This is a genomic window from Alkalimonas sp. (assembly GCF_020831925.1).
Classification (GTDB): Bacteria; Pseudomonadota; Gammaproteobacteria; order Enterobacterales; family Alteromonadaceae; genus Alkalimonas.
The window spans coordinates 49,463-71,459 of sequence record NZ_JAFIFQ010000001.1 but is presented as its reverse complement, the minus strand read 5'-3'; the positions used below and the strand labels follow the sequence as shown (position 1 = coordinate 71,459).

Below are 21,997 nucleotides of genomic sequence, written 5' to 3'. Positions count from 1 at the left end.
GTTCGCTCTGGCGGCGTTTGGCTGGCATTTCTACTACGTTAGAGCTTGCTTCATGTAGAATAACTATTATTCTACCAGCAACAAATTCTGAAGAGGTCCCCTATGTTTTTCAACAGCCAACGCATCCCCGAGCTTGAAGGGCTGAATTTTGCCGAACGTATGCAAGTAATGCGTACTGCGGCCGACCGCCTGCCCGTGCCCAAAAAGTTTTTGCTGAACATCATCAAACTGGTGATTCTGTTTGTGTTCTTTTTGATGATGGCGCAAGCCAACGATTGGCGCATCATTCCCTACGCCATTGCATTGATTATTGTCTACCCTGCCGTGACCCGGCCATTGACGTATTTGTTGTGCCGGCCAGATTTACCGGCAATCCGCAAAGAGCTGGAGCCAGGTAGCAAGGAGTAACCATCACGCTGAAAGCGTTTGGCACTGCTTGCCACTGACAATTAATCTGTCGCCACAGGTGTTACCCGCAACGTGATTTTTTCATTCAACGACATGGCCAGATTGTTGTCGTAATAAGCGGCTTCGTTAATAAAGCTCGGGTAAACGACATCTGGGCCGTCGTAACAGATTTCTCCACCGTTAAACAGTTTAAAAATAGGATCGCCCGGATGGATGGGCTTGAAGTCTTTATCCTGCACATGGTTGTGCACCATACCAAGGCGCTCACCCTGCTCATTCACTGGCAGTTTAATGCTGTGCAGATAGCGATAGGCTTCTACTTCTTTCGGTAACTCTGGCAGCTGCCTAAGGTTGTATAAATCGGCAAAATCCAGAATGTGCTGGGTCATGCTGTGCATTTGTTCCAGCACATCTTGCCGGAGCACCGATTGCGGTTGTGGCCCCACTTCGACAATGACACCATAACGGCCTGTGGTGCAGAGCAGCTTATGCTCTTCGGCGGGCAGATGGTCTTCATCACAACTAATCACCGCTTCTGGCATCTTCATTTTGACGTAACCGGCCAGCTGATTGTAAAAATCCCCTGCCTGCGTCAGGATCAGAACCGGCCCCATATTGCTGGTGGTGTTGTGCAAGTCAATCACTAAGTCCACCTTCGGGTTGCCTTTAGGCCCAAGCACTGCGTCAATCACTTTAGCGCGGCTTTGCTCGTAATTGCTATGGCTGGGGTTATCCAAATCTTCGCGGCGGAACTGGCGGTTTAAATCAGCATCCAGGTAGCGCTTGTTGGCGCTATGCGCTTGTGGATTGGCAAACAGTGTCCAGGCATGAAAGCTCTGCCGCTGCAAAAGTTCAGGTTGACGCTGGTACTGACGGATTAAATAAATACCGGAAAACTCATTACCATGAGTACCACCAACGATGGCCACTTGCTGGATGGGCTGCATAAGAAACTCCGCTTTACTAAGATGTTATGCAGTATGCCGTAAAAGCCTTGGCTTGAGAACCAGCGCAAAAAGAAAAGAATAAAAATGCAGAAAAAAAGAATTTAAAAGCAGTTGGGATCTGTATTACTAGGCAACTTCGTGAGCTAAGTCAAAATCTTGCTGTGAGTGCAGCAAGGTTTCATTATGCAAAATTTGACTGGCTTGGCAGGTACACTGACCGCACTGGCTGCCTAAACCGCTGCAAGCACGCAGTTCACGCATGGAGCGCACACCATTGGCAACATGCTGCTTAATGGCTTTGTCGGTTACAGCTTTGCACAGACAAACGTACATAGGATCACCTCATCAGTTGATAGGGTGATCCTAATCTAATTAATAACTATTATCAATAGTATTTAGCGATTAAAGTTCTACCTAGCGAAACAACACCTTCTCTTGCTGGAACCAGTGCACGCAAAAAGCGACTAAAGCACCGGCCAGTACGACAGTGGATGCAAAGATCATCATCAGCAAACCATAATCAACAGTCCCTTTAATCAGCTCTTTGATAGCTAGCGCCACATTGGTCAGTGGGATCATGGCTGTGGTAGTGGTCAGATTGACACCTGGCAAAATAGCAGCCACCAATGGCATTAACACGATAAAGGACAAGGGACTCATGTAATTTTGTGCTTCTTTAAAGGTTTTGGCATAGATGGAAATCGCCAGCAATAAAGAAGCAAAAATAGCCGAGATGGGCAGCAGCATCAGGAAGATCAGCAGCAAATCGGTGATAGAGATACTCGACATCACATTAGCCACTACATCCAGACCAGCAAAAGAACTTATCACCGCTGTCCATACACCCAAACTGACGACTGTAATCAAGGTCGTCGCTAGACCTGTGGTCAATACCGTCAAAAACTTACCCAGCACAATGGCCGTTCGGCTAACCGGACAGATCAATAAGGTTTCCAGGGTACCGCGTTCTTTTTCGCCAGCGCCCATGTCAATCGCCGGATAGGATGCACCCATCAAGCAAATCGGGATCAGAATATAGGCAATAAAGGCGCCAATTTTCTCACCGATATTCTCCCGGGTATCCGCGGTATCAATGCGGCGCACTTCGACCGGCTTTAAAATAGCTTGTAACCGCTCCGGATCCACCCCAAGTTGACTTAGGTTGGTCATTTGCAGATCTTCAGTAAATTTACGCATCAGCTCATTAAAGTACTGGAACATAAAGTCCAGCTGCGAGGATTGATTGTAAATCAACTGCCACTCGCTTTGCTCAATCGCAGACTGACGCTGTTTGAAATCAGCCGGGATCACCAGTGCCATATCGAAATCACCGGCCCGGATCGCAGCAACCAGCTGGTCGGTTTCCGTCAGGTCGGAGTCTATCCGGCGAAAGTTTTTATGGTAAAACAAAGCTTCAGCAAACTGCGGTGCCTGATCGGCATTGACGATCACATAGCGGTGCTCTTCCTGCATCGCCTTACTGGTGGTGGTGCTCAGCACCAAACCCATAATACCAAACAGCACCGGGAAGATCAGGATAGGCAGCAGAATGACAAAAATCAGTGTTTTTTTGTCGCGCATCAACTCGGTCAACTCTTTAAAATAGACTTGCCACATCAGGCTGCTCCTTGTGCCGTTACGGTTTCCGGCTGATTAATCACAGATAAAAAGGCTTCGCGCAAATCGCCACTGTCGGTGCACTGCCGGAAGGCTTCGATGCTGCCGGAAAACGTGCTAATGCCTTTATCAATCACCACCACCCGATCGCACAGGGCAGCCACTTCGTCCAAGTGATGGGTAGAGAAAATGACCGGTGTTTTTAATACTTTGAGTGACTGAATAAAATCCAGTACCGTTTGCACCGTCATAATATCGAGGCCGGTGGTCGGCTCATCCAGAATCACCACCTTGGGGCTGTGCACCACTGCCCGCGCAATGGCAGTTTTTTGTTTCATGCCTGTCGACATGTTATCGGCCCGGCGATTGGCAAAGTCGTGCATATTGAGCAAAGTGAATAGCTCATCGATTCGCTGACGCAATTCGGCATCTTTCATGCCATGCAAGCGGCCAAAATAGGCAATGTTTTCAAAAGCCGTTAACTTGCCATAAAGGCCAGTATCGGCGGATAAGAAACCAATTTGCTGACGCGCTTTTAACGGTTGCTTTAATACATCGACGCCATTGATCAGCACAGTACCAGCATCCGGTTTTAACGCGGTAGATAGCATGCGCAAGGTGGTGGTTTTACCGGCCCCATTGGGTCCAAGCAAACCAAGCACTTCGCCCTGCTCGCAGTGAAAGCTGACATCACGCACAGAATGAAAAGCCGTCTTACTGTAGCGCACATCTTGCTTTTCACTTTCAGACAGTTTGGAGCCCTTGCCAAGCGCAAAGGCCTTGGCCAGGTGGTTTATTTCGATCATCCTCGAGTCCTTCTGGGGTGTGAAGTCATGAGCAGGGAGCAATGATGGCTGGTTTTCGCAACAACCTTGCTCGTTCTCAATGTAAAACAGCTCTGTATTATTCAAGAGAGACGCCGGAATAGCAATTTGCTTTGGATGTTTTCCACCTGCAAAAATGTAAGCAGATTTTAGAGGCTGCCTTTACTGGAGTTAAAAAGGTTTTGCTCTGACAATGCAGTCCTGCTTATCTGGTCCAGAGAATGGTGTTAATTTGCCAGTTTCCATCACCATCGTAATCAAAAAAAGTACAGCTGGGAGACGACCGGCTCAGAGGATTGTTGATGCTGTGCGCCTCATAACTTAGGGTTGCATAGCGTTTTGCATTATGTTGGCTGTATACTTTTGGAATTTCATCGGTATCGTAAAAGCGAACTTGAGCCAGCTGATAACTGATATCGCCATGACTTTGCCTGGCCCGCTCAAAGATCACTGCACGATCGGCAAGGAATAGCTCAGTCGTCTCTGCTTTTCGCTCTTCAGGCCAATCATCGGGTAAATAATCCCGCCATAAAGGAGCAATCAAGCTGATATCCTGCGTATGGTATGCAGTCCAGCCAATTTCGCACATGGCTTCCAGTTTCGCCTGTTCATCAGCCAACACTGACGTGGCAACGCCTAGCAGCATGGTTGCGTAGATACTATTTTTCACGTTGTTCCCTTGTTCCAAAATAAATAAACCTAAATCACAGGATCAACTGGCAATAGCCAGATGCTGTGCGCGCAAAGCCACAACGGATGCCAATATGCCCCTTCTCGTAGGTATACGACATTCACGTTGGCGATATGCTCCAGAGTGACGCCTGGCTTGGACAATGCAATTGAACGCGTTAATCGGAGGACGTGAGCGGGCAGGACACATCCGTACCGTTTTTCAGGGTTGCTAATAACGCCTGCTGACTGTCGACAAACCAGGCATCCGTCTCTTTGTCTTTTACTTTGGCACCGTGCAGCGTTTTGAGCCATTCACCAGACACCGGATCAAAGAGTGCATTCAAGTAGCTATCACCAGTAGAAATGGCGGTATTGATTCGCTTTTGGATCACCAGCACCAGCACTTCCTGATGGCAGATTTGACTGTAAAATGCCTCCGACAGCGTGGCGACCTCCCGGCCGGGGTGCTGGCCAATCCAGCTATCCACTTTAGCACCCGCCCTGTTTTGCAACCGCACATAAATATCCGTTTCATCGCCCTGGATAAAAAGCTCCGCTTTTTGCAAAGCCGATTCCGTAAGTTTGGGTGCTTGCTCGTAGGCATTGAAGACAAGAACCTCTGGCATAGCCTTATCGTGCAAGAAGGAGGAGGATACGAATGCGGATACCCTCATGCTCCAAAGTAAAATAACCAGATAAAACCAAATAGAAGGTGTCATCAGCATATCGTCTTATGAGTCCCGTATGACATTACATCTGCTGTATCGGATTATCCTGATAGCGACCCGTCCAATGCGTATTGGGTAATGCGATGCACCACTGCCAAAAGGCATCGTATAAAGCATCAAGCCGTCCATTGCTGTCTAAGCTGAAGTTGGGCGCCAAGGCTATGTAATACAGATGCAGATCATTCTCTAACGATTGTCCTTTGTTGGGAGCATACTTGTTTAGGTAAGCTTGATAGAGCTGGTGCCCATACTGCCTGACGGCTTCATCGTCAGCATCCTTCGAACCATGCAAATATGTGCTGGCCATTACTCCATCCGATTGCATCGTCGTTGTATGGCAGAGTTTTATTTGTTCAATCACATTCGTATTGGTTGTGAGGCTATTTAGACGCTGAAGCGACATCCGGGCCAACTGCATCGGGTCTGTGGTATTGAAAGAATCAAGTGGGAAATACAACATGTGGCGGCGATGGATATCATGTTGCTGTACTAACTGCTGAGCCGATGGTCCTGCTGCATCAGCTACCACCACGGTATCATCTGGACGACCATCAAGTTCCCAATGGTACTCATCATCAATAAAAGCGGATGTTTCGTTGTCCGGCTCGTAGTTGTCAAAAGTGGCATCGCTGCAACCAATCAAGATGAAGCCGGTACAAGCCCCCAACAGCATCATTACAGGAGTTGATAAAGACATGTTTGTATTCATTTTTGAACTCTGTCAGAGGTAATATGGATTTATTTGCGCAGTCTCAGTAAGGAAGTGGCTCCCTTTCACGCAAAAACTCCCTTCAAGCCGCAAAACGGCAACTATTAACAAGAACAGTAAATGCTATTACAAATGCAGCATTTAAGCAAAAAATTTATTGCTATGGACCAGTTGCAGTAGCCTGTGAAAGGGGCTTCGACACCTGCCGCTGGTATTGCGCTAGGGATGCCTTTTCGGGCGAAAATAATCGGTATTGCTGTAAAATGCCAGCTGCTGATTGTCCGCATGCCAGCCAGGCACGCCAAGCAATGGCAGTGGTGTCAATTGGGTCTTTTGCAGTAAGCACTCGGATTGCTGACTGATTTGCTGGCACAGTTGCTGATCCAAAAATGCATAACTTTTGCAAAGCGGTCTGTTAAAAAAGTCTTCCGGCACCTCAATAAACCAGCACTTGGCAGTGAGGCCGATAAACGGCTGCGTTGCCATTTCATAGATAGCATGGCCAAAAATCACCGGCCGTATTTGCTGCCACCAGAGCGGACGCTGGTGCCAGAACACCTGCTGCCATTGGTGCTGTTGCACCTGCTGCACCATGCTTTTCTGGGCCGGGGTATAAGCGATGAGCACCCCGCACTCATCCAGCAAAGTGATTTTGTTGCGCAGTACCGTGCGAGGGCTAAGCCCTGCCCGCGCTATCTCTTCAATATGCAGCTGATTGAGCAAAGCCTTGGTGTTTGGAAACAAGCACCAGATAAAGGCACCGAATAGATCGTGCCAGTTTTCTGCCCGGGTAGGAATTTGCTGCGTTGCATAAATATAGTCTTCGTAGTAACGGCCATCTTGCTCCAACAGCTCATTACCGACAAAGCAAAAGTCAGTTTGACTGCGCAACCTATTCAGCCAATCCGGTGAAGGCCAGCTGCTGCAACTGCCAGGCTGAAACAGCTGCTGCAGATCGTGGAAAATTGGGTTGCTTTGAAACAGCTCCGCCTGCCAATGAGCTGGTGGGCTAAAACGGGGTTTTATTCGGGTCGGTTGCATAAGCTCACTTTGTTGTCGTTTGCTTTGAAAGTTTACCATGAAACAAAGCTGCAAAAAGCACTTGCATTTTCTACTGGGCATGGCACATTCAAGGGGTACGGATAGCCGTACATACTGCCAAACGAAAATTCAATTAATTCTACAGAGGTGAACATGTGTTCGATATTTGGGGTGCTTGACATCAAAACTGATGTAAAAGCATTGCGCCAGCAGGCGCTGCAGTTATCTAAGTTGTTACGTCATCGCGGTCCGGACTGGTCTGGGATCTGGAATGACAATAATGCCATCCTTGCGCACGAGCGCCTGGCCATCGTAGATACTGAAAATGGTGCCCAACCTCTGATTAATGAGCAACGAAATCACATTCTGGCAGTGAATGGTGAGATCTATAATCATAAGCAGTTGGAAAAAGAGCTGGTATCGCCTTACCACTTCAAAACCAAATCGGATTGTGAAGTGATCCTGCCATTGTACTTAGAGCATGGTGTAAATTTTGTCGATAAGCTACACGGCATGTTTGCTTTTGTGCTGTACGATGCTGAGCAAGAGCGTTACCTGATTGCCCGCGATCACATCGGTATTATTCCGCTGTATTACGGCTACGATGAGCATGGCCAGTTGTTTGTCGCATCCGAGCTAAAAGCTTTGGTGCCGGTCTGTAAACAGATTAAAGAATTCCCGCCAGGGCATATTTTTGATAGCAAGGTGGGCAAGCTGGAGTCTTACTACCAGCGTGACTGGCAAAGCTTTGATGCGGTAAAAGACAACCCTGCCAATGAGGCTGAGCTGCGCAAAGCTCTGGAACAAAGCGTGAAAAGCCACCTTATGTCCGATGTGCCTTATGGCGTGCTGTTATCAGGCGGCCTGGATTCCTCGCTGATTTCTGCGATTGCCCAGCAATTTGCCAAGCGCCGGGTGGAAGATGACGATCAAACCGAGGCCTGGTGGCCACGACTGCACTCTTTTGCAGTCGGCCTGCCTGGTTCGCCTGACTTAGTCGCGGCACAAAAAGTGGCCGATGCCATTGGCACCGTGCACCACAATGTGCATTTCACGGTGCAAGAAGGCATGGATGCAATCCGCGATGTGATTTATTTCCTGGAAACCTACGATGTCACCACCATCCGGGCTTCAACTCCGATGTACCTGATGGCCCGTAAGATCAAGGCCATGGGCATTAAGATGGTACTGTCCGGTGAAGGCTCAGATGAAATCTTTGGCGGCTACCTGTATTTCCATAAGGCACCGAATGCCAAAGAGTTCCATGAAGAGACTTTGCGCAAAATCAGCCGCTTGCATATGTTTGACTGCAACCGCGCCAATAAGGCAATGTCGGCCTGGGGTATTGAAGCCCGGGTGCCGTTTTTGGACAAAACCTTTATGGATGTGGCGATGCGGTTAAACCCACAAGCCAAGATGTGTGGTAAAGGCAAAATGGAAAAACACATTTTGCGCCAGGCGTTTGATGGTCTGCTGCCAAATGAAATTTTGTGGCGGCAAAAAGAGCAGTTCTCTGATGGCGTAGGCTACAGCTGGATTGACAGCTTAAAAGCCCATGCTGAGCGCGAAATCAGCGATCAGCAAATGGCGACTGCCAGCTTCCGCTTCCCGGTCAATACGCCGGATACCAAAGAAGGTTACTACTACCGGGTGATCTTTGAAGAGCACTTCCCGCATGCCGGCGCCATTGCCTGTGTGCCAGGCGGTAAATCGGTGGCCTGCTCTACGCCAGAAGCCCTGGCCTGGGATGCTAAAATGGCCGAAATGACCGATCCATCCGGCCGCGCCGTGCGCGATGTGCATACCGAAGCCTATTAACACCAGGCATCGATAAATAGATAAAGTAAGGGCGCTGCATGCAGCGCCCTTTTTATTTTCTCGCGTGGTACAGTTTATTCCGCCGTAAAGCGCTTCATCCAGTCGAATACTTCGTTGTACCAACGTACCCGGTTTTCTGGCTTTTGGATCCAGTGGTTCTCGTCCGGGAAAATCACCAGCCGTGACTCAATGCCTTTACGCTGCAGGTTGGTAAAAGCACCCAGGCCCTGCGCATAAGGCACCCGGTAGTCTTTCAAGCCGTGGATCACCAGCATCGGTGTTTGCCAATTATCGGCGTAGGCCGCCGGGTTAAATTTGGCATAATCCGAGTCTTCATCCCAGGCGGTGCCGCCTAAATCGAACTCTGGGAAAAACAGCTCTTCGGTGCTGCCGTAAAAGCTTGGCATATCGTACAGGCCAGCATGATTAACCAGACAACGGAAAGCATCCGGCCATTTACCGGCAAACCAGTTCATCATGTAGCCGCCGTAGGAGGCACCCAACGCACAGGCCCGCTTGCCATCAATCCACGGGTAAGCGCTTTGCACGTACTCGAAGCCTTTTTGCAAATCAACCAGCGGCTTACCACCCCAGTCACGGCTGATGGAATCGGTAAAGGCCTGGCCATAGCCGGTGGAGCCATGAAAATCGACCATCACCACGGCATAGCCCTGCGCTGCCCACAGCTGCGCATTCCAGCGGTAATGAAACATATTGCCAAAGCTACCCTGGGGCCCACCATGCACCAGATAAGCCATGGGGTAACGCTGGTTGGCATTAAAGTTGACCGGTTTTACCAGGTAACCGTAAACAGTATTGCCGTCCCAGCCAGAGAAACTGAACTGCTCAAAATCCCCAAAGGCAATGTTTTCGAGCAGAGGGCCGTTGACATTAGTCAGCTGCTGCAGCCGGTTGCCATCGGTCTGAATTTGATAGATTTCGGTCGGCTGATTCAGCCGGTGATTGCTAAACACAATGCGCTCACCAGCCACATTCAGGTGACCAGCTGTACCATCGCCATAGACTTTGCGCACATCACCAAAGCTGGTGTTGATGGCATAAATGCTGACCTGCCCGACATCCTGGGTGGTGACATAAATAGTGCGATTATCAGAGCCAAACTGATAAGAATAGATAGAGCGATCCCAGTCTTCGGTTAGCACAGTGCGCTGATTGGTGACCTGATCGAGCAGCACCAACCGGCGGCGATCGGACTCGGCCTGCGGTGTTTGCATCGCCAGGTAGGCCATAAAGCGGCCATCCGGCGAGAACGATGGATGCGAATCCCAGGCCGAGTTGTCGGCCGTGAGGTTTTTCTTCTCACCACCTTCGATGCTGACTTCAAAAATATCAAAGTTGGTGTGCCAGCTTTCGTCCACGCCCGGCATTTTAGCGCTGAACACCAGATGCTGCTGATCCGGCGTAAAAGCCACTTCGTTGATCCCGGCAATATCGCTGTTCCAATCCGGCATCAGGTTCAGAGCCGAGGTAACTGGCGTGTCGCCAAGCGTGGCAACAAACAAATGGCTGCGATAGCCATCCAGCCAGCGATCCCAGTGACGTACCATTAACTGATCGTACACCATGGCGGTATCTTTGCGGGCGGCATCGTCCGCTTTGGCTTTGAGCGTGCAGGTAATATCACCACAGCCCGGTTTGTGTTGTAGCGCCAGTGCCAGTTTTTGGCCATTGCGCGATACCTGAAAGCCCTGCACCGGCAATGGCAAATCGGTGATCTGCATGGCTTCGCCACCACTAAGATTCAAGCGCCACACCTGATTGGAACCGGTTCTGTCGGCCAGAAAGTAAATGGCATTGCCATCGGCCGACCAACGCACCTGATGTTCACGGCTGCAGCTTTGGGTGAGCCGACGAATGGTGTTGTTGTTGGTTAAATCCATTAAGTACAGATCATGGCTGCTATCGGCGGGCTGAACACCACCATTTTTTTGCGCAAACACCAGGTGATTGCCATTGGGTGCCAATACGATGTCGCTCAGTTGATTCAACTGGGCCAAATGCTCCACCTGCAGCGGAGTTTTCGCCGCCACACTCAGGCTGAAGCTGGCCAGCATAAACGTGGGTACAAACAAAGACCAATGTTTCATAGTTGCTTCCCTTAATGGTAAAAAAACCTGCAAGGGCCACTTGCAGGTTTTGTCGGGGTGAAGACGGCTTACTGCGCGGTTGCCATTTCTTCGATTTTTACTTTCCAGATGGCCGGGCCCTGTTTATGGACGTTATTGCCCTGGCTATCGACTGCCACCGTGACGGGCATGTCTTCCACTTCGAACTCGTAGATGGCTTCCATCCCCAGGTCCTCAAATGCCACCACCCGGGCCTTTTTGATGGCTTTGGATACCAGATAGGCCGCACCACCGACCGCCATTAAATACACCGCTTTGTGCTGTTTAATGCTTTCCACGGTAGCATCGCCACGCTCGGATTTGCCAATCATGCCAAGCAAACCGGTTTGCGACAGCATCATCTCGGTGAATTTGTCCATCCGGGTTGCGGTGGTTGGGCCAGCCGGGCCGACCACTTCGTCGCCAACCGCATCAACAGGGCCAACGTAGTAGATAAACTTGTTTTTCAAGTCAACGCCTTCCGGCAGGCCTTCGCCTTTATTTAAGCGATCGGCAATGCGCTTGTGGGCAGCATCGCGGCCGGTTAGCATCTTGCCGCTCAGCAGCACGGTTTCGCCGGCTTGCCAGCTTTGAACCTCTTCAGGTGTTACGGTATCCAGGTTGACCCGGCGCACATTGCTGCCAAGCTCCCAGGTCACCTCTGGCCAGTCTTCCAGTTTTGGTGGCTTGATATCAGCAGGGCCTGAGCCATCCAGGTGGAAATGCACATGGCGGGTGGCAGCGCAGTTGGGGATCATCACCACTGGTAAGGAGGCAGCATGGGTTGGCACACTTTTGATTTTGATATCGACCACCGTGGTCAGGCCGCCCAACCCTTGGGCACCTATGCCCAGATTGTTCACTTTCTCGTACAGCTCCAGCCGCAGTTTCTCTTCGGCTGTTTCCGCGCCTTTATCAATCAGCTGCTGAATATCAACCGGATCCATCAAAGACTCTTTAGCCAGTACCGCCGCTTTTTCCGCGGTGCCGCCAATGCCGATGCCGAGCATGCCCGGTGGACACCAGCCGGCACCCATTTTGGGCAGAGATTCCAGCACCCAGTCGACGATGGAATCGGATGGGTTTAGCATCGCCATCTTGGTTTTGTTCTCAGAGCCACCGCCTTTGGCGGCTATCATCACTTCCACTTCCGCACCTGGCACCAGGTCAATATGCACCACGGCCGGGGTATTATCGCGGGTGTTTTTACGGGCACCGGCCGGATCGGCCACAATGGACGCACGCAATGGGTTATCCGGGTTGTTGTATGCACGACGAGTGCCTTCATCCACCATCTGCTGTACCGTCAGGTCGGTTTTGTCCCACTTTACATCCATACCCACTTTGACAAAGCAGGTGACAATGCCGGTATCCTGGCAAATAGGCCGGTGGCCTTCAGCCGACATCCGCGAGTTGATCAGAATTTGCGCGATGGCATCTTTGGCCGCCTTATTTTGCTCTTTGTGGTAGGCTTTTTCCAACGCCTGAATAAAATCCAGCGGATGGTAATAGGAGATGTACTGCAGCGCATCTTCGATGCTGTCGATAAAGTCTTGCTGGCGGATCACGGTCATCTGAAATCTGTCCTCTGTCGTAATCAATGCATCATTCAATCTTTGTTGTCCGGCTGGTATCATACAACGCATCAAAAACAGCGGCCAGAGTTTCATGCATCTTCCCTGATCGCAATCCTGGATATTTACATGCAGCATTACCATATTATTGGCGACGCCCCATCGGATTTACTGGAGTTCTTTGCGCCACTGGCAGAGCAGCCCTGGGCCATTTTGCTGGACTCGGCCGGACCGGTAGCTAAGAACAACCGTTTTGATGTATTGGCAGCAGAACCAGTCTGCACCATTGAAGCGAAAGATGGCCATACGGTTTTGACCAATGACAAAGGCAGCCATCACTACCAGCAGCATCCACTTGCGGTAGTAAAGGCGGCGCTGCGCTGCTATTTCCCAGAGCCGGCTCCCAAACTTGATTTGCCGTTTCAAGGCGGTGCTTTGGGCTATTTGGGCTATGATCTTGGCCGCTACAGCGAGCAGATACCGGATGTAGCAACCAAGGATTTGCCATTGCCGGATATGGCCATCGGTATTTATCTGTGGGCCTTGGTGCTGGATAAAGAAAAGCAGCAACTGTGGTACCTGGATTATCGTGGTGATGCCGAGCAGAACTGGAACAAGCTCAGTAGCCGCCTTGGTCTGCACCAACAAGAATCTGAACCCTTTGCTCTGACCAGCGACTGGCAAGCCAATATGGACAAAGCTGGCTACCAAGCCCGTTTTGATCAGGTGCATGAACATTTGTTGGCGGGTGACTGCTACCAGATCAATCTGGCGCAGCGCTTTAGTGCCAGCTACCAGGGCAGTGAATGGCAAGCCTATCTGAAACTGCGCACTGCCAATGCCGCGCCTTTTTCTGCCTTTATGCGCTTGCCCGAAGGCGCTGTGCTGAGTATTTCGCCGGAGCGTTTTTTGCAGCTGCATGGCCGGGAGGTGGAAACCAAGCCGATTAAAGGCACCAAAGCACGGCACAGCGATGCTAAGCTGGATGCCGAAACTGCTGAGGCGCTGCGTAACTCGCCGAAAGATCGCGCCGAAAACGTGATGATTGTCGATTTGCTGCGCAATGATTTAGGTCGGGTGGCCGAGCCTGGCAGTGTGCGGGTACCCGATTTGTTTGCCATTGAAAGCTACCCGGCGGTGCATCATCTGGTGAGTACCGTCACCGCCACCTTGCGAGCCGACCTCGATGCCACCGACTTATTGCAAGCGGCTTTTCCGGGCGGCTCTATTACCGGCGCACCAAAAATCAGCGCCATGACCATTATTGAGCAGCTGGAGCCCCACCGTCGTTCGGTGTACTGCGGTTCCATCGGTTACATCGACCAAAGCGGCGATATGGATACCAACATTGCTATCCGCACCTTAGTCGCCTGCCACGGCCAACTGCACTGCTGGGCCGGCGGCGGCATTGTCGCCGACTCCGAAGTCAACAGCGAATACCAGGAAACGCTGGATAAAGTGTCCAAAATACTTCCCAACTTACGGTGAGATTGTTTTTTGCAGGACGTATTGAACAACAGCAAATGAATCACTATGATTAATTTTGAATCAAAACTAATCGGCAGGGGCCTGACTTATGAAAAGCAATAGCTCACCATCAGAAACCAAGGTGCTGACTGCGCATGTGCCCTTATCGCTGGCCGAGAAAGTCGATCAACTGGCAAACCGGCTGGAGCGTTCGCGCGGTTGGATCATCAAACAAGCGTTGGCAGCCTGGGTCGCTCAGGAAGAAGAGCATGATCGTCTGACACGCGAGGCACTGACAGATGTAGATGCTGGCCGGGTGATTGACCATCAGGCTGTGCAAGCCTGGGCTGAAAGCCTTGCTACTGAGCAACCTTTACCTCTGCCCCGATGATGGAGCTGAAGTGGACCAGTAAGGCGCTGTCTGATGTGGTGCGGCTGTATGACTTTCTGGCGCAAACCAATCCGCTTGCTGCGGCACGAGCAGTTCAGTCATTGACTGAAGCTCCCACTTGTTTACGAACCAACCCCCGCCTTGGCGAGCAGCTTTTTCAGTTCGAGCCTCGCGAAATCAGGCGAATTTTTGTGGCAGAGTACGAGGTTCGCTACGAAATCCAGGATGCAACCATTTACCTACTCAGGCTATGGCATACTAGGGAGCATCGCTAAATGATGTTGCTGACCATGCAAGTCGCCACAACAGCCAGCTTCTACAAAATCAGCCCATGATCTACTCACCCGACTGGCTGCTAGCCCGCTTTAACACCCAGTTGCCAGCACCGGCGGCGCGAACCTTGCAAAACCAGAGCGGAGCACAACGCGCTGCGGTGCTGCTGCCTTTTTTGCAAGGTCCTCAGGGGTTGGAGCTGGTGCTGACTAAGCGTGCCGAGCATTTAAAGCATCACCCCGGCCAAATCAGTTTCCCCGGTGGCCGTATTGAAAGCGGTGAAAGCAGCAAAATGGCGGCGCTGCGTGAAGCCGAAGAAGAAGTGGGGTTATCGCCTTACGATGTGACCATTGTGGGCCAGATGCCGCCGCAAGCTACCAGCACCGGCTTTGTCATAGAGCCCTGGCTGGGGCTGGTGCATACCCCACCCCGCTGGCAATTGCAGCTGGATGAAGTGGCCGATATCTTTCATGCCCCATTAGCAGAGCTATGGCAAGAAGATCGCTGGCAGCAATGGAACTGGCAGTATCAGGGCCGGCAGTATCCGGTGTATTTTTTGCATTGGCGCCAGCAACTGATTTGGGGGGCCACTGCCGCCATTTTGCATCGGTTAAAGCTGCAGCTTGGCAAACCTTAAGCTGACAATGCCAGGTCCGCTTACACTGAGCCTGGCAAACCAAAGCAATGATCGAACTGTACAAGGAACCAAGTTGTGTTGGCACGTTCAAATCTGGCAGCTTATCCATCCTTTACCTGAGGAAATAGCATGGAAAAATTACTGCAAAGTAGTCGCATTCTGGTGATTCTGACCATTATCGTCTGCGCAGCCTCGGCTTGCCTGCTCTATGCCGCCAGCGTCTCCATTGTCTATGGCATCATTGTCGATACCGTATTGGCGATTCCGGTAAAAGCAGATGAAGGCAAACGCCTGGCCGTGAAGTTACTCAAGGTACTGGATACCCTGTTAATCGCCCTGACCTTTCAGATCATTGCTTCTGCTTTGTACCGGTTGTTTCTTACCAGGACAGTTGAGCGGGATAAAGGCCTGTTAAAAGCGCTGGATATCAAAAGTTTTCATGACTTAAAAATCACCCTGATGCAGGTAGCGTCGGTGATTCTGGTGATTTTGTTTCTGGAGCAAGCGGTGGAAGTGGGCGCCACGCTGGAAACGCTTTACTTTGGCCTTGCTATCGGCTTTGTAGTGCTTGCCTCCATGATAGCCGCCCGCTTGATGAACCATTAACGCATGCTGTTAATGCCCTGTTTCTGAGGATAAAGAGGATAGCGCTTTAGGCTCAGGGCCGTTATCCTGTGGGCGCACTTATACTAAAAAACCTCAGGAACAGGAGCATTCTATGTCGAAACTCTTCAGCGCCTTAGCAGCCAGTTCATTGCTGCTGATGGGCTCAGCCCTGGCCGAGCGCCAGCCGCGCGATGTCAGCGAACGTGAGGCCTGGGAGCTGCACTCCCGGGTACTGACTTTGGATACCCATGTTGATATCGGCCGTGGATACGCCACTTATCAGCTGGATCCAGGCGTGATGACGCGCGCTCAGGTCGATTTGCCCAAAATGCGTGCCGGTGGCCTGGATGCGGCCTTTTTCATTGTTTATGTCGGCCAGGGCTCGATGACCGAGCAAGGCTATGCCACTGCCCGCCAGCGCGCTGAAGAAAGCTACCAGGCCATTAAACGCATGACCCGGGCGTACCGCGATCAAATTGGCTTGGCCCGTACCGCCGATGAAGTAGAAGCCCTGCATGCACAAGGCAAGCTGGTAGCGCTGATTGGCATGGAAAACGCCTACCCGCTGGGGACCAGTGTGGAGGAAATCCCACTGTGGGCCGAGCGCGGGGTGCGCTATGTTGGCCTAACCCATATGGGCAATAACCAGTTTGGTGGCAGCTCCAACCCACGCTTGGATCAGGGCGATAAACCCGATCAGGGTTTAACCGATTTGGGCCGGCAACTGGTTAAGAAACTGAATGATTACGGCATTATGGTGGATATTTCGCATGTTGGTAAGCGCAGTTCGCTGGAAGCCATGGCTCTATCGCGCGCCCCGGTGATTGCCTCGCACTCTGGTGTTTCCGGTGTGCATCCAAACCTGCGTAACCTGGATGATGAACAGTTGGATGCGATTAAAGCCAATGGCGGTGTCGCCCAGATGGTGGCGTTTCGCAGTTATGTTGCCACGGTCGATCCTCGCATTCAACGCGGCCAGGATGAATTGCGTCAGCAGTATCTGTCGGCTGGTTGGGGTGGTGCTACCGATGCCGAGGTGAAAGCCTATATGGACGGCCTGGACAAGCTGCGTCGTACCTATCAGGATGTGACCTTAGCGCAGTTCATCGATCACATTGATTATGCCGTGAATCGTATTGGCATCGAGCATGTTGGCATTGTCTCGGATTTTGATGGCGGCGGCGGTGTGGAAGGCTGGGATGACGCCACCGAAACCATCAATGTGACCTGGGAGCTGATGCGCCGTGGTTATAGTGAAGACGAAATACGTGCGCTGTGGTCTGATAATGTGCTGCGTGTAATGCGGGCCGTGGAAGCAGCCGCTAAGTACTAACCGGGTCCGTATCGTAGGAACTGCCGTGCCAGTCATCGCCCGATGGGGCAGCACGGCAGTATTTTCCCTTAGAAAATTTCATGTAAATATTCAGATACAGCACTCACAAGGGCCGTAGCTGTAACCAGACCTGACCAGTTACTACCGCACTTACAGCCTGCCCTGCTTTGGTATACAATCCATCTATCTTGGTTTAATCAGTTTATTTAACTTATGATTATCAGCGCATTTGATATGTTCAGCATCGGCATAGGCCCCTCCAGCTCACATACTGTCGGGCCAATGCGGGCAGCCCACCAGTTTACCGAACAGCTGAAACAACGAGGTAAACTTGAATCCGTCAATCGTATTAAGGTCGAGCTCTATGGCTCGCTTGGGCAAACCGGCATTGGCCACGGTACCGGCAAAGCGGTGATCCTGGGGCTGAGCGGCTATCTGCCGGAAAACATCGATCCAGATCTAATCCCAGAACTGCTGCATCAGGTCCATACCGAGCAGAGCCTGCTGCTGGCAAAACAGCAGCCCGTGAAATTCCCGCGAGAAGGTGCCATTACCTTTCATCGGCGCAAAACCTTAAAAGAGCATTCCAATGGCATGGAGTTAGTAGCCTGGGATGGTGACAACGAACTGCTGCGTGAAGTGTATTTTTCCATCGGCGGTGGCTTTATTGTCAAAGCCGAAGATTTTGCCAAAGAAAAAGAAGCCGCCAGCCAGTTTGCCGCCGATAACCCACCGCCCTTCCCATTTGAAAGCGCCGCTGAACTGCTGGCGCTTTGCAAAGAGCATGGCTTATCGATTTCCAGCCTGATGCTGGAAAATGAGAAAGTCCTGCGTAAACCAGAGCAAATCAAAGATGAACTGTTTCATATCTGGCAGACCATGCGGGATTGCGTCGAGCGTGGCATCCGTACCGAAGGTATCTTGCCCGGTGGATTAAAAGTTAGACGACGGGCTCCTTCGCTGTATCGTCGCCTGAGTGTCGAAAAAAGTTCGGATCCTTTGCAGGTGATAGACTGGGTGAATTTATTTGCTCTGGCAGTCAACGAAGAGAATGCCGCTGGTGGCCGGGTGGTGACTGCCCCAACCAATGGCGCGGCCGGCATCATCCCGGCAGTATTGATGTACTACGACAAGTTCATTCAGCCGGTCACGCCGGAAATCGCCATGCGCTATCTGCTTTGTGCCGCCGCCATTGGCATTTTGTACAAAAAGAATGCCTCTATCTCGGGTGCCGAAGTCGGTTGTCAGGGCGAAGTGGGTGTCGCCTGCTCAATGGCCGCTGGAGCCTTAACCGAGATCCTGGGGGGTACCGTCAGTCATGTGGAAAATGCGGCTGAAATTGGTATGGAGCATAACCTGGGACTCACCTGCGATCCAGTCGGTGGCCTGGTTCAGGTTCCCTGCATTGAACGCAATGCTATGGGCTCGGTAAAAGCCATCAATGCCTCACGGTTGGCGCTGCGCGGCAGTGGCGATCACAAGGTTTCTCTGGATAAGGTGATTAAAACCATGTGGGACACCGGCAAGGATATGCAGACCAAGTACAAGGAAACTTCACGCGGTGGTTTGGCTGTGAATATTATTGAGTGTTAGGCCAACACGACCTAGCGCAAAAGCCCCTGAAGTCAGGGGCTTTTTTGTACTTGCTGTAGTTAGTTAAGTTCACCCAACCGGGTGTCTATTTTTTGTTCTTTGCTACGAAATAAGTTCTTCACGTCTTCCAGGATGACATAAAGCGCTGGGATCAGGATCAGGGTGATCACGGTAGCAAACAAAATACCAAAGGCCAGCGACACCGCCATCGGCACCACAATTTGCGCTTGCAGGCTGCGCTCCAACACAATCGGCGTTAAGCCAAGGAAGGTGGTCATCGAGGTCAGTACGATGGCACGAAAACGCATAGTACCGGCCTCTTCCACCGCCTGGCGAATGCTGTGCCCTGCAGCTCTGGCTTTATTGACAAAGTCCACCATAATCAGACTGTCGTTCACCACCACCCCGGCCAGGGCAATCAAACCAAACACCGACATAATGCTCATGCTAAGCCCCAGGACCATATGGCCGACCACAGCACCAATCAGACCAAAGGGAATCACACTCATTATTATCAGCGGCTGGCTGTAGGATTTTAGTGGAATGGCCATTAAGGCATAAATCAGAAACAGCGCCAGCACGGCTGCCTTTAGCATATCGCGCTGCGCATCCATTTCATCCTGTGAGCTGCCTTCCAGTGCTGTGGTTACCCCAGGGTAACGTTGTGGCAATTCTTTCATTATGCCCTGACGCACCTCACGCACCACCCGGCCGGGCTCGATGCGATCTTTATCGGCAGCTGCAGTAATAGTGACCGCCCGTTCGCCATTGACCCGATTGATGGCATTAAAAGCCGGCTGCAGCTGGTAACTGGCTACCATGCTAAAGGGCACCTCGCCACCGTCGGCCGTGCGGATCCGCATCTGCTCCAGATTACCCAGTGAGTTACGCTCCTCTTTCGGGTAGCGCACCATGACTTTGACTTCTTCGCCATCACGCTGCACCCGCTGCGCTTCAGCACCGTAAAAACCATAGCGCACCTGGCGTGCCACATCGGCCAGCGTCAGCCCCAGTAAATCCGCTTCGGGTTTTAGTGTCAGCACCACCTCATCATTGCCGCCACTTAAGTTATCCTGGATATCGTACACGCCTTCGTATTGTTCCAGCGCACGTTTCAACTCTTCGGCTGCAGCTTCCAGCATAGCCAGATTATCGCCGCGAATTTGCAGTGCAATGTCGGAGCCACCACCACCAGCGCCGGTCGAGGCATTGATGTTAAATGAGCGCAAACCAGCAATCTCTGGCATTTCTTCACGCCAGATACGGGCAATTTCAAAGCCATCAATTTCACGGCCTTCGCTTTTTTCCAGCTCCAGTACCATCTGCCCCCGGGTATCGCTGTTTAAAAATACCAAGCGGTGTTGAATCACATCGGCATTGTATTCAGATTTCAGCCGCTCATTGGCGCGCATTAAAGCGGCTTCCATTTCATCCAGCGCTTGTTGGGTTTGCTGACTGGATGAGCCCTCTTCCATCAAAATACTGGCCTGAATAAAGTCGCTTGGTATATCGGGAAAGAATACCCAACGGACAAAGCCTCCACCAAGCAAGCCGATCATCAACAGCATCAGCGAGAAAAAGCTAACCAGCGTCAGGTAGCGGAACTCAATGCAGCGTCGAATAAAAGGCCGGTAGTGCTGATGGATCAAATGCTGGAGTTTGCCGGCCACCCACTCACGGATGCCGCGTAAAAAGTTACTGGCCCCACGCCCACTGGCATAGAACAAGCCGCGTCGGTTTGGGTCCCAAGGCTTCATATCGATATGGGCAATGTGGGTAGGCAGAATCAGCTTGGACTCGACGATAGAAAAAGCCAGACACAGGATCACAACCCAGGCAATGGACTCCCAAATCGGCCCCATGGAGCCACCCACCATCAGCATGGGGAGAAATGCGGCGATGGTAGTCAGAACGCCAAAAGTAGCTGGCATGGCCACTTTCTTGGCACCGGCAATCACCGAATCCATCGACTTGCCTTTTTTCTCGATTTCACTAAAAGCGCTTTCGCCAATGATAATGGCATCATCCACCACAATACCAAGCACCAGAATAAAGCCAAACAAGCTGATCATGTTGATGGAAACACCAAACATCGGCAATGGCATCAGCGCCAGGGCCCCGAGGAAGCAAACAGGGATCCCCACCATGACCCAAAACGCAATGCGAAACTCCAGGAACAAGGTCAAGGCCAGCAGCACCAACAAGACGCCATACAGCAAATTGCTGGTCATCAGCTCAATGCGGCCCTGCAGGTAGTAACTGCTGTCACCCCAGTGATCAAGGTAAATACCGGCCGGCAAGATCTCACGCTGTTCTTCCACGTAGCGTTTCACATTCTCTGAAATTTGCAGGCTGTTATCGTCACCAACTGCATCGACCCGAATGGATATTGAAGGCATGCCATCAAAGGTGGCTTCGCCATCGCGCTCAATAAAACCATCGTTGATACTGGCAATATCGCCTAAACGTAAACGGGTGCCATCATTAAAACGCAGCAGAATAATGTCGGCAAACTCATGGCCCCGGTAAGCCTGGCCCTTGGTACGCAGCAATATATTGCCCGAGTCAGAACGGATAGAGCCGCCCGGAATATCGACCGAGCTGCCGCGAATTGCCTGTACTACCTGATCGAAGGTCAGTTGATACTCTCGTAGCACCGCTTCGGATAACTCAATGGAAATTTCATAATCGCGGGCACCAACCACCTCCACCTGACTGATGCTGTAGCGCTTTTTCAAGTCATCGCGAATCTGCTTGGCCAGCTCTTTCATGCTGCGCTCATCAGCATTGCCATAGAGCGACAACCAAATCACATTGCTCTGAAACCGCTGTCGATAGACCACAGGACGCTCAGCCTGCTCTGGGAAGGTAGCAATAGCCGCCACCTGGGTTTTGATTTCGTCCATCACTTCCATGATGTTGTAACTTGACGAAATCTCAGCACGTACAGTACCTAACCCTTCCACTGCGGTAGAGCGGATGCGCTTGATGCCATTGATCGAGCGCAGTCGCTCTTCAATTTTATCGATCACCGCGCTTTCTACTTCCTGCGGCGCAGCACCAAGGTAAGGCACCCGAATGGTCACTTCATCCAGCGCAATTTCCGGGAAAATCTGTTTCTTGATGGTCATCAAAGAGGCGGCGCCGGCAATAATCAGCACCACCATTAGTAAATTGGCAGCAACGCTGTTACGGGCAAACCAGGCAATTATGCCTTTATGTGTATCCATGCC

General features: G+C 51.3%; 20 protein-coding genes. 9 read left to right on the top strand and 11 right to left on the bottom strand.

The window, feature by feature from the left end:
• Positions 1–102 precede the first annotated feature (102 nt).
• Positions 103–408, top strand: coding sequence for a DUF6170 family protein (locus tag JJU14_RS00325; RefSeq protein ID WP_228610388.1), 306 nt, complete (start codon positions 103–105; stop codon positions 406–408).
• A gap of 41 nt (positions 409–449) precedes the next feature.
• Here the strand turns inward: JJU14_RS00325 and JJU14_RS00320 are convergent, their stop codons facing one another.
• The 8 genes from JJU14_RS00320 to JJU14_RS00285 form a co-directional block, all read right to left on the bottom strand.
• Positions 450–1,355 carry an aspartoacylase gene (locus JJU14_RS00320; protein ID WP_228610387.1) on the bottom strand — a complete coding sequence of 302 codons (906 nt, stop codon included), beginning with the start codon at positions 1,353–1,355 and terminating at the stop codon, positions 450–452.
• A 126-nt stretch (positions 1,356–1,481) separates the two neighbouring features.
• A complete protein-coding gene (locus JJU14_RS00315; RefSeq protein ID WP_228610386.1) occupies positions 1,482–1,688 on the bottom strand; it encodes a bacterioferritin-associated ferredoxin in 207 nt (68 codons plus the stop codon).
• An 81-nt stretch (positions 1,689–1,769) separates the two neighbouring features.
• The gene (locus tag JJU14_RS00310) at positions 1,770–2,972 is read right to left on the bottom strand and encodes an ABC transporter permease (protein WP_228610384.1); all 1,203 of its coding nucleotides are present in this window, start codon (positions 2,970–2,972) and stop codon (positions 1,770–1,772) included.
• Positions 2,972–3,778 (bottom strand): ATP-binding cassette domain-containing protein, encoded by an 807-nt coding sequence (locus JJU14_RS00305; protein WP_228610383.1) that lies wholly within the window; start codon positions 3,776–3,778, stop codon positions 2,972–2,974. The genes JJU14_RS00310 and JJU14_RS00305 overlap by 1 nt, the downstream gene beginning before the upstream one ends.
• 223 nt (positions 3,779–4,001) lie before the next feature.
• A complete protein-coding gene (locus tag JJU14_RS00300; RefSeq protein WP_228610380.1) occupies positions 4,002–4,466 on the bottom strand; it encodes a hypothetical protein in 465 nt (154 codons plus the stop codon).
• A 178-nt stretch (positions 4,467–4,644) separates the two neighbouring features.
• A complete protein-coding gene (locus JJU14_RS00295) occupies positions 4,645–5,094 on the bottom strand; it encodes a hypothetical protein (protein ID WP_228610378.1) in 450 nt (149 codons plus the stop codon).
• Positions 5,095–5,218: 124 nt separating this feature from the next.
• On the bottom strand, positions 5,219–5,893 hold the full coding sequence (locus JJU14_RS00290) for a hypothetical protein (protein WP_228610377.1): 675 nt from the start codon (positions 5,891–5,893) through the stop codon (positions 5,219–5,221).
• Positions 5,894–6,124: 231 nt separating this feature from the next.
• Positions 6,125–6,946 carry a DUF3025 domain-containing protein gene (locus tag JJU14_RS00285; RefSeq protein WP_228610375.1) on the bottom strand — a complete coding sequence of 274 codons (822 nt, stop codon included), beginning with the start codon at positions 6,944–6,946 and terminating at the stop codon, positions 6,125–6,127.
• 153 nt (positions 6,947–7,099) lie between these two features.
• Here JJU14_RS00285 and asnB point away from each other — a divergent pair, with 153 nt between their 5' ends.
• Positions 7,100–8,764 (top strand): asparagine synthase B, encoded by a 1,665-nt coding sequence (gene asnB / locus JJU14_RS00280; RefSeq protein ID WP_228610373.1) that lies wholly within the window; start codon positions 7,100–7,102, stop codon positions 8,762–8,764.
• A gap of 74 nt (positions 8,765–8,838) precedes the next feature.
• On the opposite strand, the gene JJU14_RS00275 is transcribed toward asnB, so the two are convergent.
• Entirely contained in the window at positions 8,839–10,872 is a 2,034-nt protein-coding gene (locus JJU14_RS00275; RefSeq protein ID WP_228610370.1) for a S9 family peptidase, read from the bottom strand.
• Positions 10,873–10,940: 68 nt separating this feature from the next.
• On the bottom strand, positions 10,941–12,464 hold the full coding sequence (locus JJU14_RS00270) for a fumarate hydratase (RefSeq protein ID WP_228610368.1): 1,524 nt from the start codon (positions 12,462–12,464) through the stop codon (positions 10,941–10,943).
• A 129-nt stretch (positions 12,465–12,593) separates the two neighbouring features.
• Here JJU14_RS00270 and pabB point away from each other — a divergent pair, with 129 nt between their 5' ends.
• From pabB to JJU14_RS00235, 7 genes are all read left to right on the top strand, one after another.
• Complete coding sequence (pabB, locus tag JJU14_RS00265) at positions 12,594–13,952, top strand: aminodeoxychorismate synthase component I (protein ID WP_228610366.1); 1,359 nt, start codon at positions 12,594–12,596, stop codon at positions 13,950–13,952.
• Positions 13,953–14,040: 88 nt separating this feature from the next.
• Complete coding sequence (locus tag JJU14_RS00260) at positions 14,041–14,322, top strand: CopG family ribbon-helix-helix protein (protein ID WP_228610364.1); 282 nt, start codon at positions 14,041–14,043, stop codon at positions 14,320–14,322.
• A complete protein-coding gene (locus JJU14_RS00255; protein WP_228610606.1) occupies positions 14,322–14,597 on the top strand; it encodes a type II toxin-antitoxin system RelE/ParE family toxin in 276 nt (91 codons plus the stop codon). Before JJU14_RS00260 ends, JJU14_RS00255 begins: the two co-directional genes overlap by 1 nt.
• A 56-nt stretch (positions 14,598–14,653) precedes the next feature.
• Positions 14,654–15,232, top strand: coding sequence for a CoA pyrophosphatase (locus tag JJU14_RS00250; RefSeq protein WP_228610362.1), 579 nt, complete (start codon positions 14,654–14,656; stop codon positions 15,230–15,232).
• Between the two features lie 129 nt (positions 15,233–15,361).
• Positions 15,362–15,838 (top strand): YqhA family protein, encoded by a 477-nt coding sequence (locus JJU14_RS00245; protein WP_228610360.1) that lies wholly within the window; start codon positions 15,362–15,364, stop codon positions 15,836–15,838.
• A 112-nt stretch (positions 15,839–15,950) separates the two neighbouring features.
• Positions 15,951–17,171: a dipeptidase gene (locus JJU14_RS00240; RefSeq protein ID WP_228610358.1), complete on the top strand. Its 1,221-nt coding sequence runs from the start codon at positions 15,951–15,953 to the stop codon at positions 17,169–17,171.
• A 216-nt stretch (positions 17,172–17,387) separates the two neighbouring features.
• The gene (locus JJU14_RS00235) at positions 17,388–18,764 is read left to right on the top strand and encodes an L-serine ammonia-lyase (RefSeq protein WP_228610604.1); all 1,377 of its coding nucleotides are present in this window, start codon (positions 17,388–17,390) and stop codon (positions 18,762–18,764) included.
• Positions 18,765–18,823: 59 nt separating this feature from the next.
• Here the strand turns inward: JJU14_RS00235 and JJU14_RS00230 are convergent, their stop codons facing one another.
• On the bottom strand, positions 18,824–21,994 hold the full coding sequence (locus JJU14_RS00230; RefSeq protein WP_228610355.1) for an efflux RND transporter permease subunit: 3,171 nt from the start codon (positions 21,992–21,994) through the stop codon (positions 18,824–18,826).
• Between the last annotated feature and the right edge of the window lie 3 nt (positions 21,995–21,997).

Excerpts from the sequence above, each read along its gene's own strand:
- JJU14_RS00320 (WP_228610387.1), bottom strand. The coding sequence starts at position 1,355 with ATGCAGCCCATCCAGCAAGTGGCCATCGTTGGTGGTACTCATGGTAAT.
- JJU14_RS00290 (WP_228610377.1), bottom strand. The coding sequence starts at position 5,893 with ATGTCTTTATCAACTCCTGTAATGATGCTGTTGGGGGCTTGTACCGGC.
- JJU14_RS00230 (WP_228610355.1), bottom strand. The coding sequence starts at position 21,994 with ATGGATACACATAAAGGCATAATTGCCTGGTTTGCCCGTAACAGCGTT.
- JJU14_RS00325 (WP_228610388.1), top strand. The coding sequence starts at position 103 with ATGTTTTTCAACAGCCAACGCATCCCCGAGCTTGAAGGGCTGAATTTT.
- JJU14_RS00255 (WP_228610606.1), top strand. The coding sequence starts at position 14,322 with ATGGAGCTGAAGTGGACCAGTAAGGCGCTGTCTGATGTGGTGCGGCTG.
- JJU14_RS00270 (WP_228610368.1), bottom strand. The coding sequence starts at position 12,464 with ATGACCGTGATCCGCCAGCAAGACTTTATCGACAGCATCGAAGATGCG.
- pabB (WP_228610366.1), top strand. The coding sequence starts at position 12,594 with ATGCAGCATTACCATATTATTGGCGACGCCCCATCGGATTTACTGGAG.
- JJU14_RS00275 (WP_228610370.1), bottom strand. The coding sequence starts at position 10,872 with ATGAAACATTGGTCTTTGTTTGTACCCACGTTTATGCTGGCCAGCTTC.
- asnB (WP_228610373.1), top strand. The coding sequence starts at position 7,100 with ATGTGTTCGATATTTGGGGTGCTTGACATCAAAACTGATGTAAAAGCA.
- JJU14_RS00285 (WP_228610375.1), bottom strand. The coding sequence starts at position 6,946 with ATGCAACCGACCCGAATAAAACCCCGTTTTAGCCCACCAGCTCATTGG.
- JJU14_RS00310 (WP_228610384.1), bottom strand. The coding sequence starts at position 2,972 with ATGTGGCAAGTCTATTTTAAAGAGTTGACCGAGTTGATGCGCGACAAA.
- JJU14_RS00260 (WP_228610364.1), top strand. The coding sequence starts at position 14,041 with ATGAAAAGCAATAGCTCACCATCAGAAACCAAGGTGCTGACTGCGCAT.
- JJU14_RS00245 (WP_228610360.1), top strand. The coding sequence starts at position 15,362 with ATGGAAAAATTACTGCAAAGTAGTCGCATTCTGGTGATTCTGACCATT.
- JJU14_RS00295 (WP_228610378.1), bottom strand. The coding sequence starts at position 5,094 with ATGCCAGAGGTTCTTGTCTTCAATGCCTACGAGCAAGCACCCAAACTT.
- JJU14_RS00315 (WP_228610386.1), bottom strand. The coding sequence starts at position 1,688 with ATGTACGTTTGTCTGTGCAAAGCTGTAACCGACAAAGCCATTAAGCAG.
- JJU14_RS00305 (WP_228610383.1), bottom strand. The coding sequence starts at position 3,778 with ATGATCGAAATAAACCACCTGGCCAAGGCCTTTGCGCTTGGCAAGGGC.
- JJU14_RS00240 (WP_228610358.1), top strand. The coding sequence starts at position 15,951 with ATGTCGAAACTCTTCAGCGCCTTAGCAGCCAGTTCATTGCTGCTGATG.
- JJU14_RS00250 (WP_228610362.1), top strand. The coding sequence starts at position 14,654 with ATGATCTACTCACCCGACTGGCTGCTAGCCCGCTTTAACACCCAGTTG.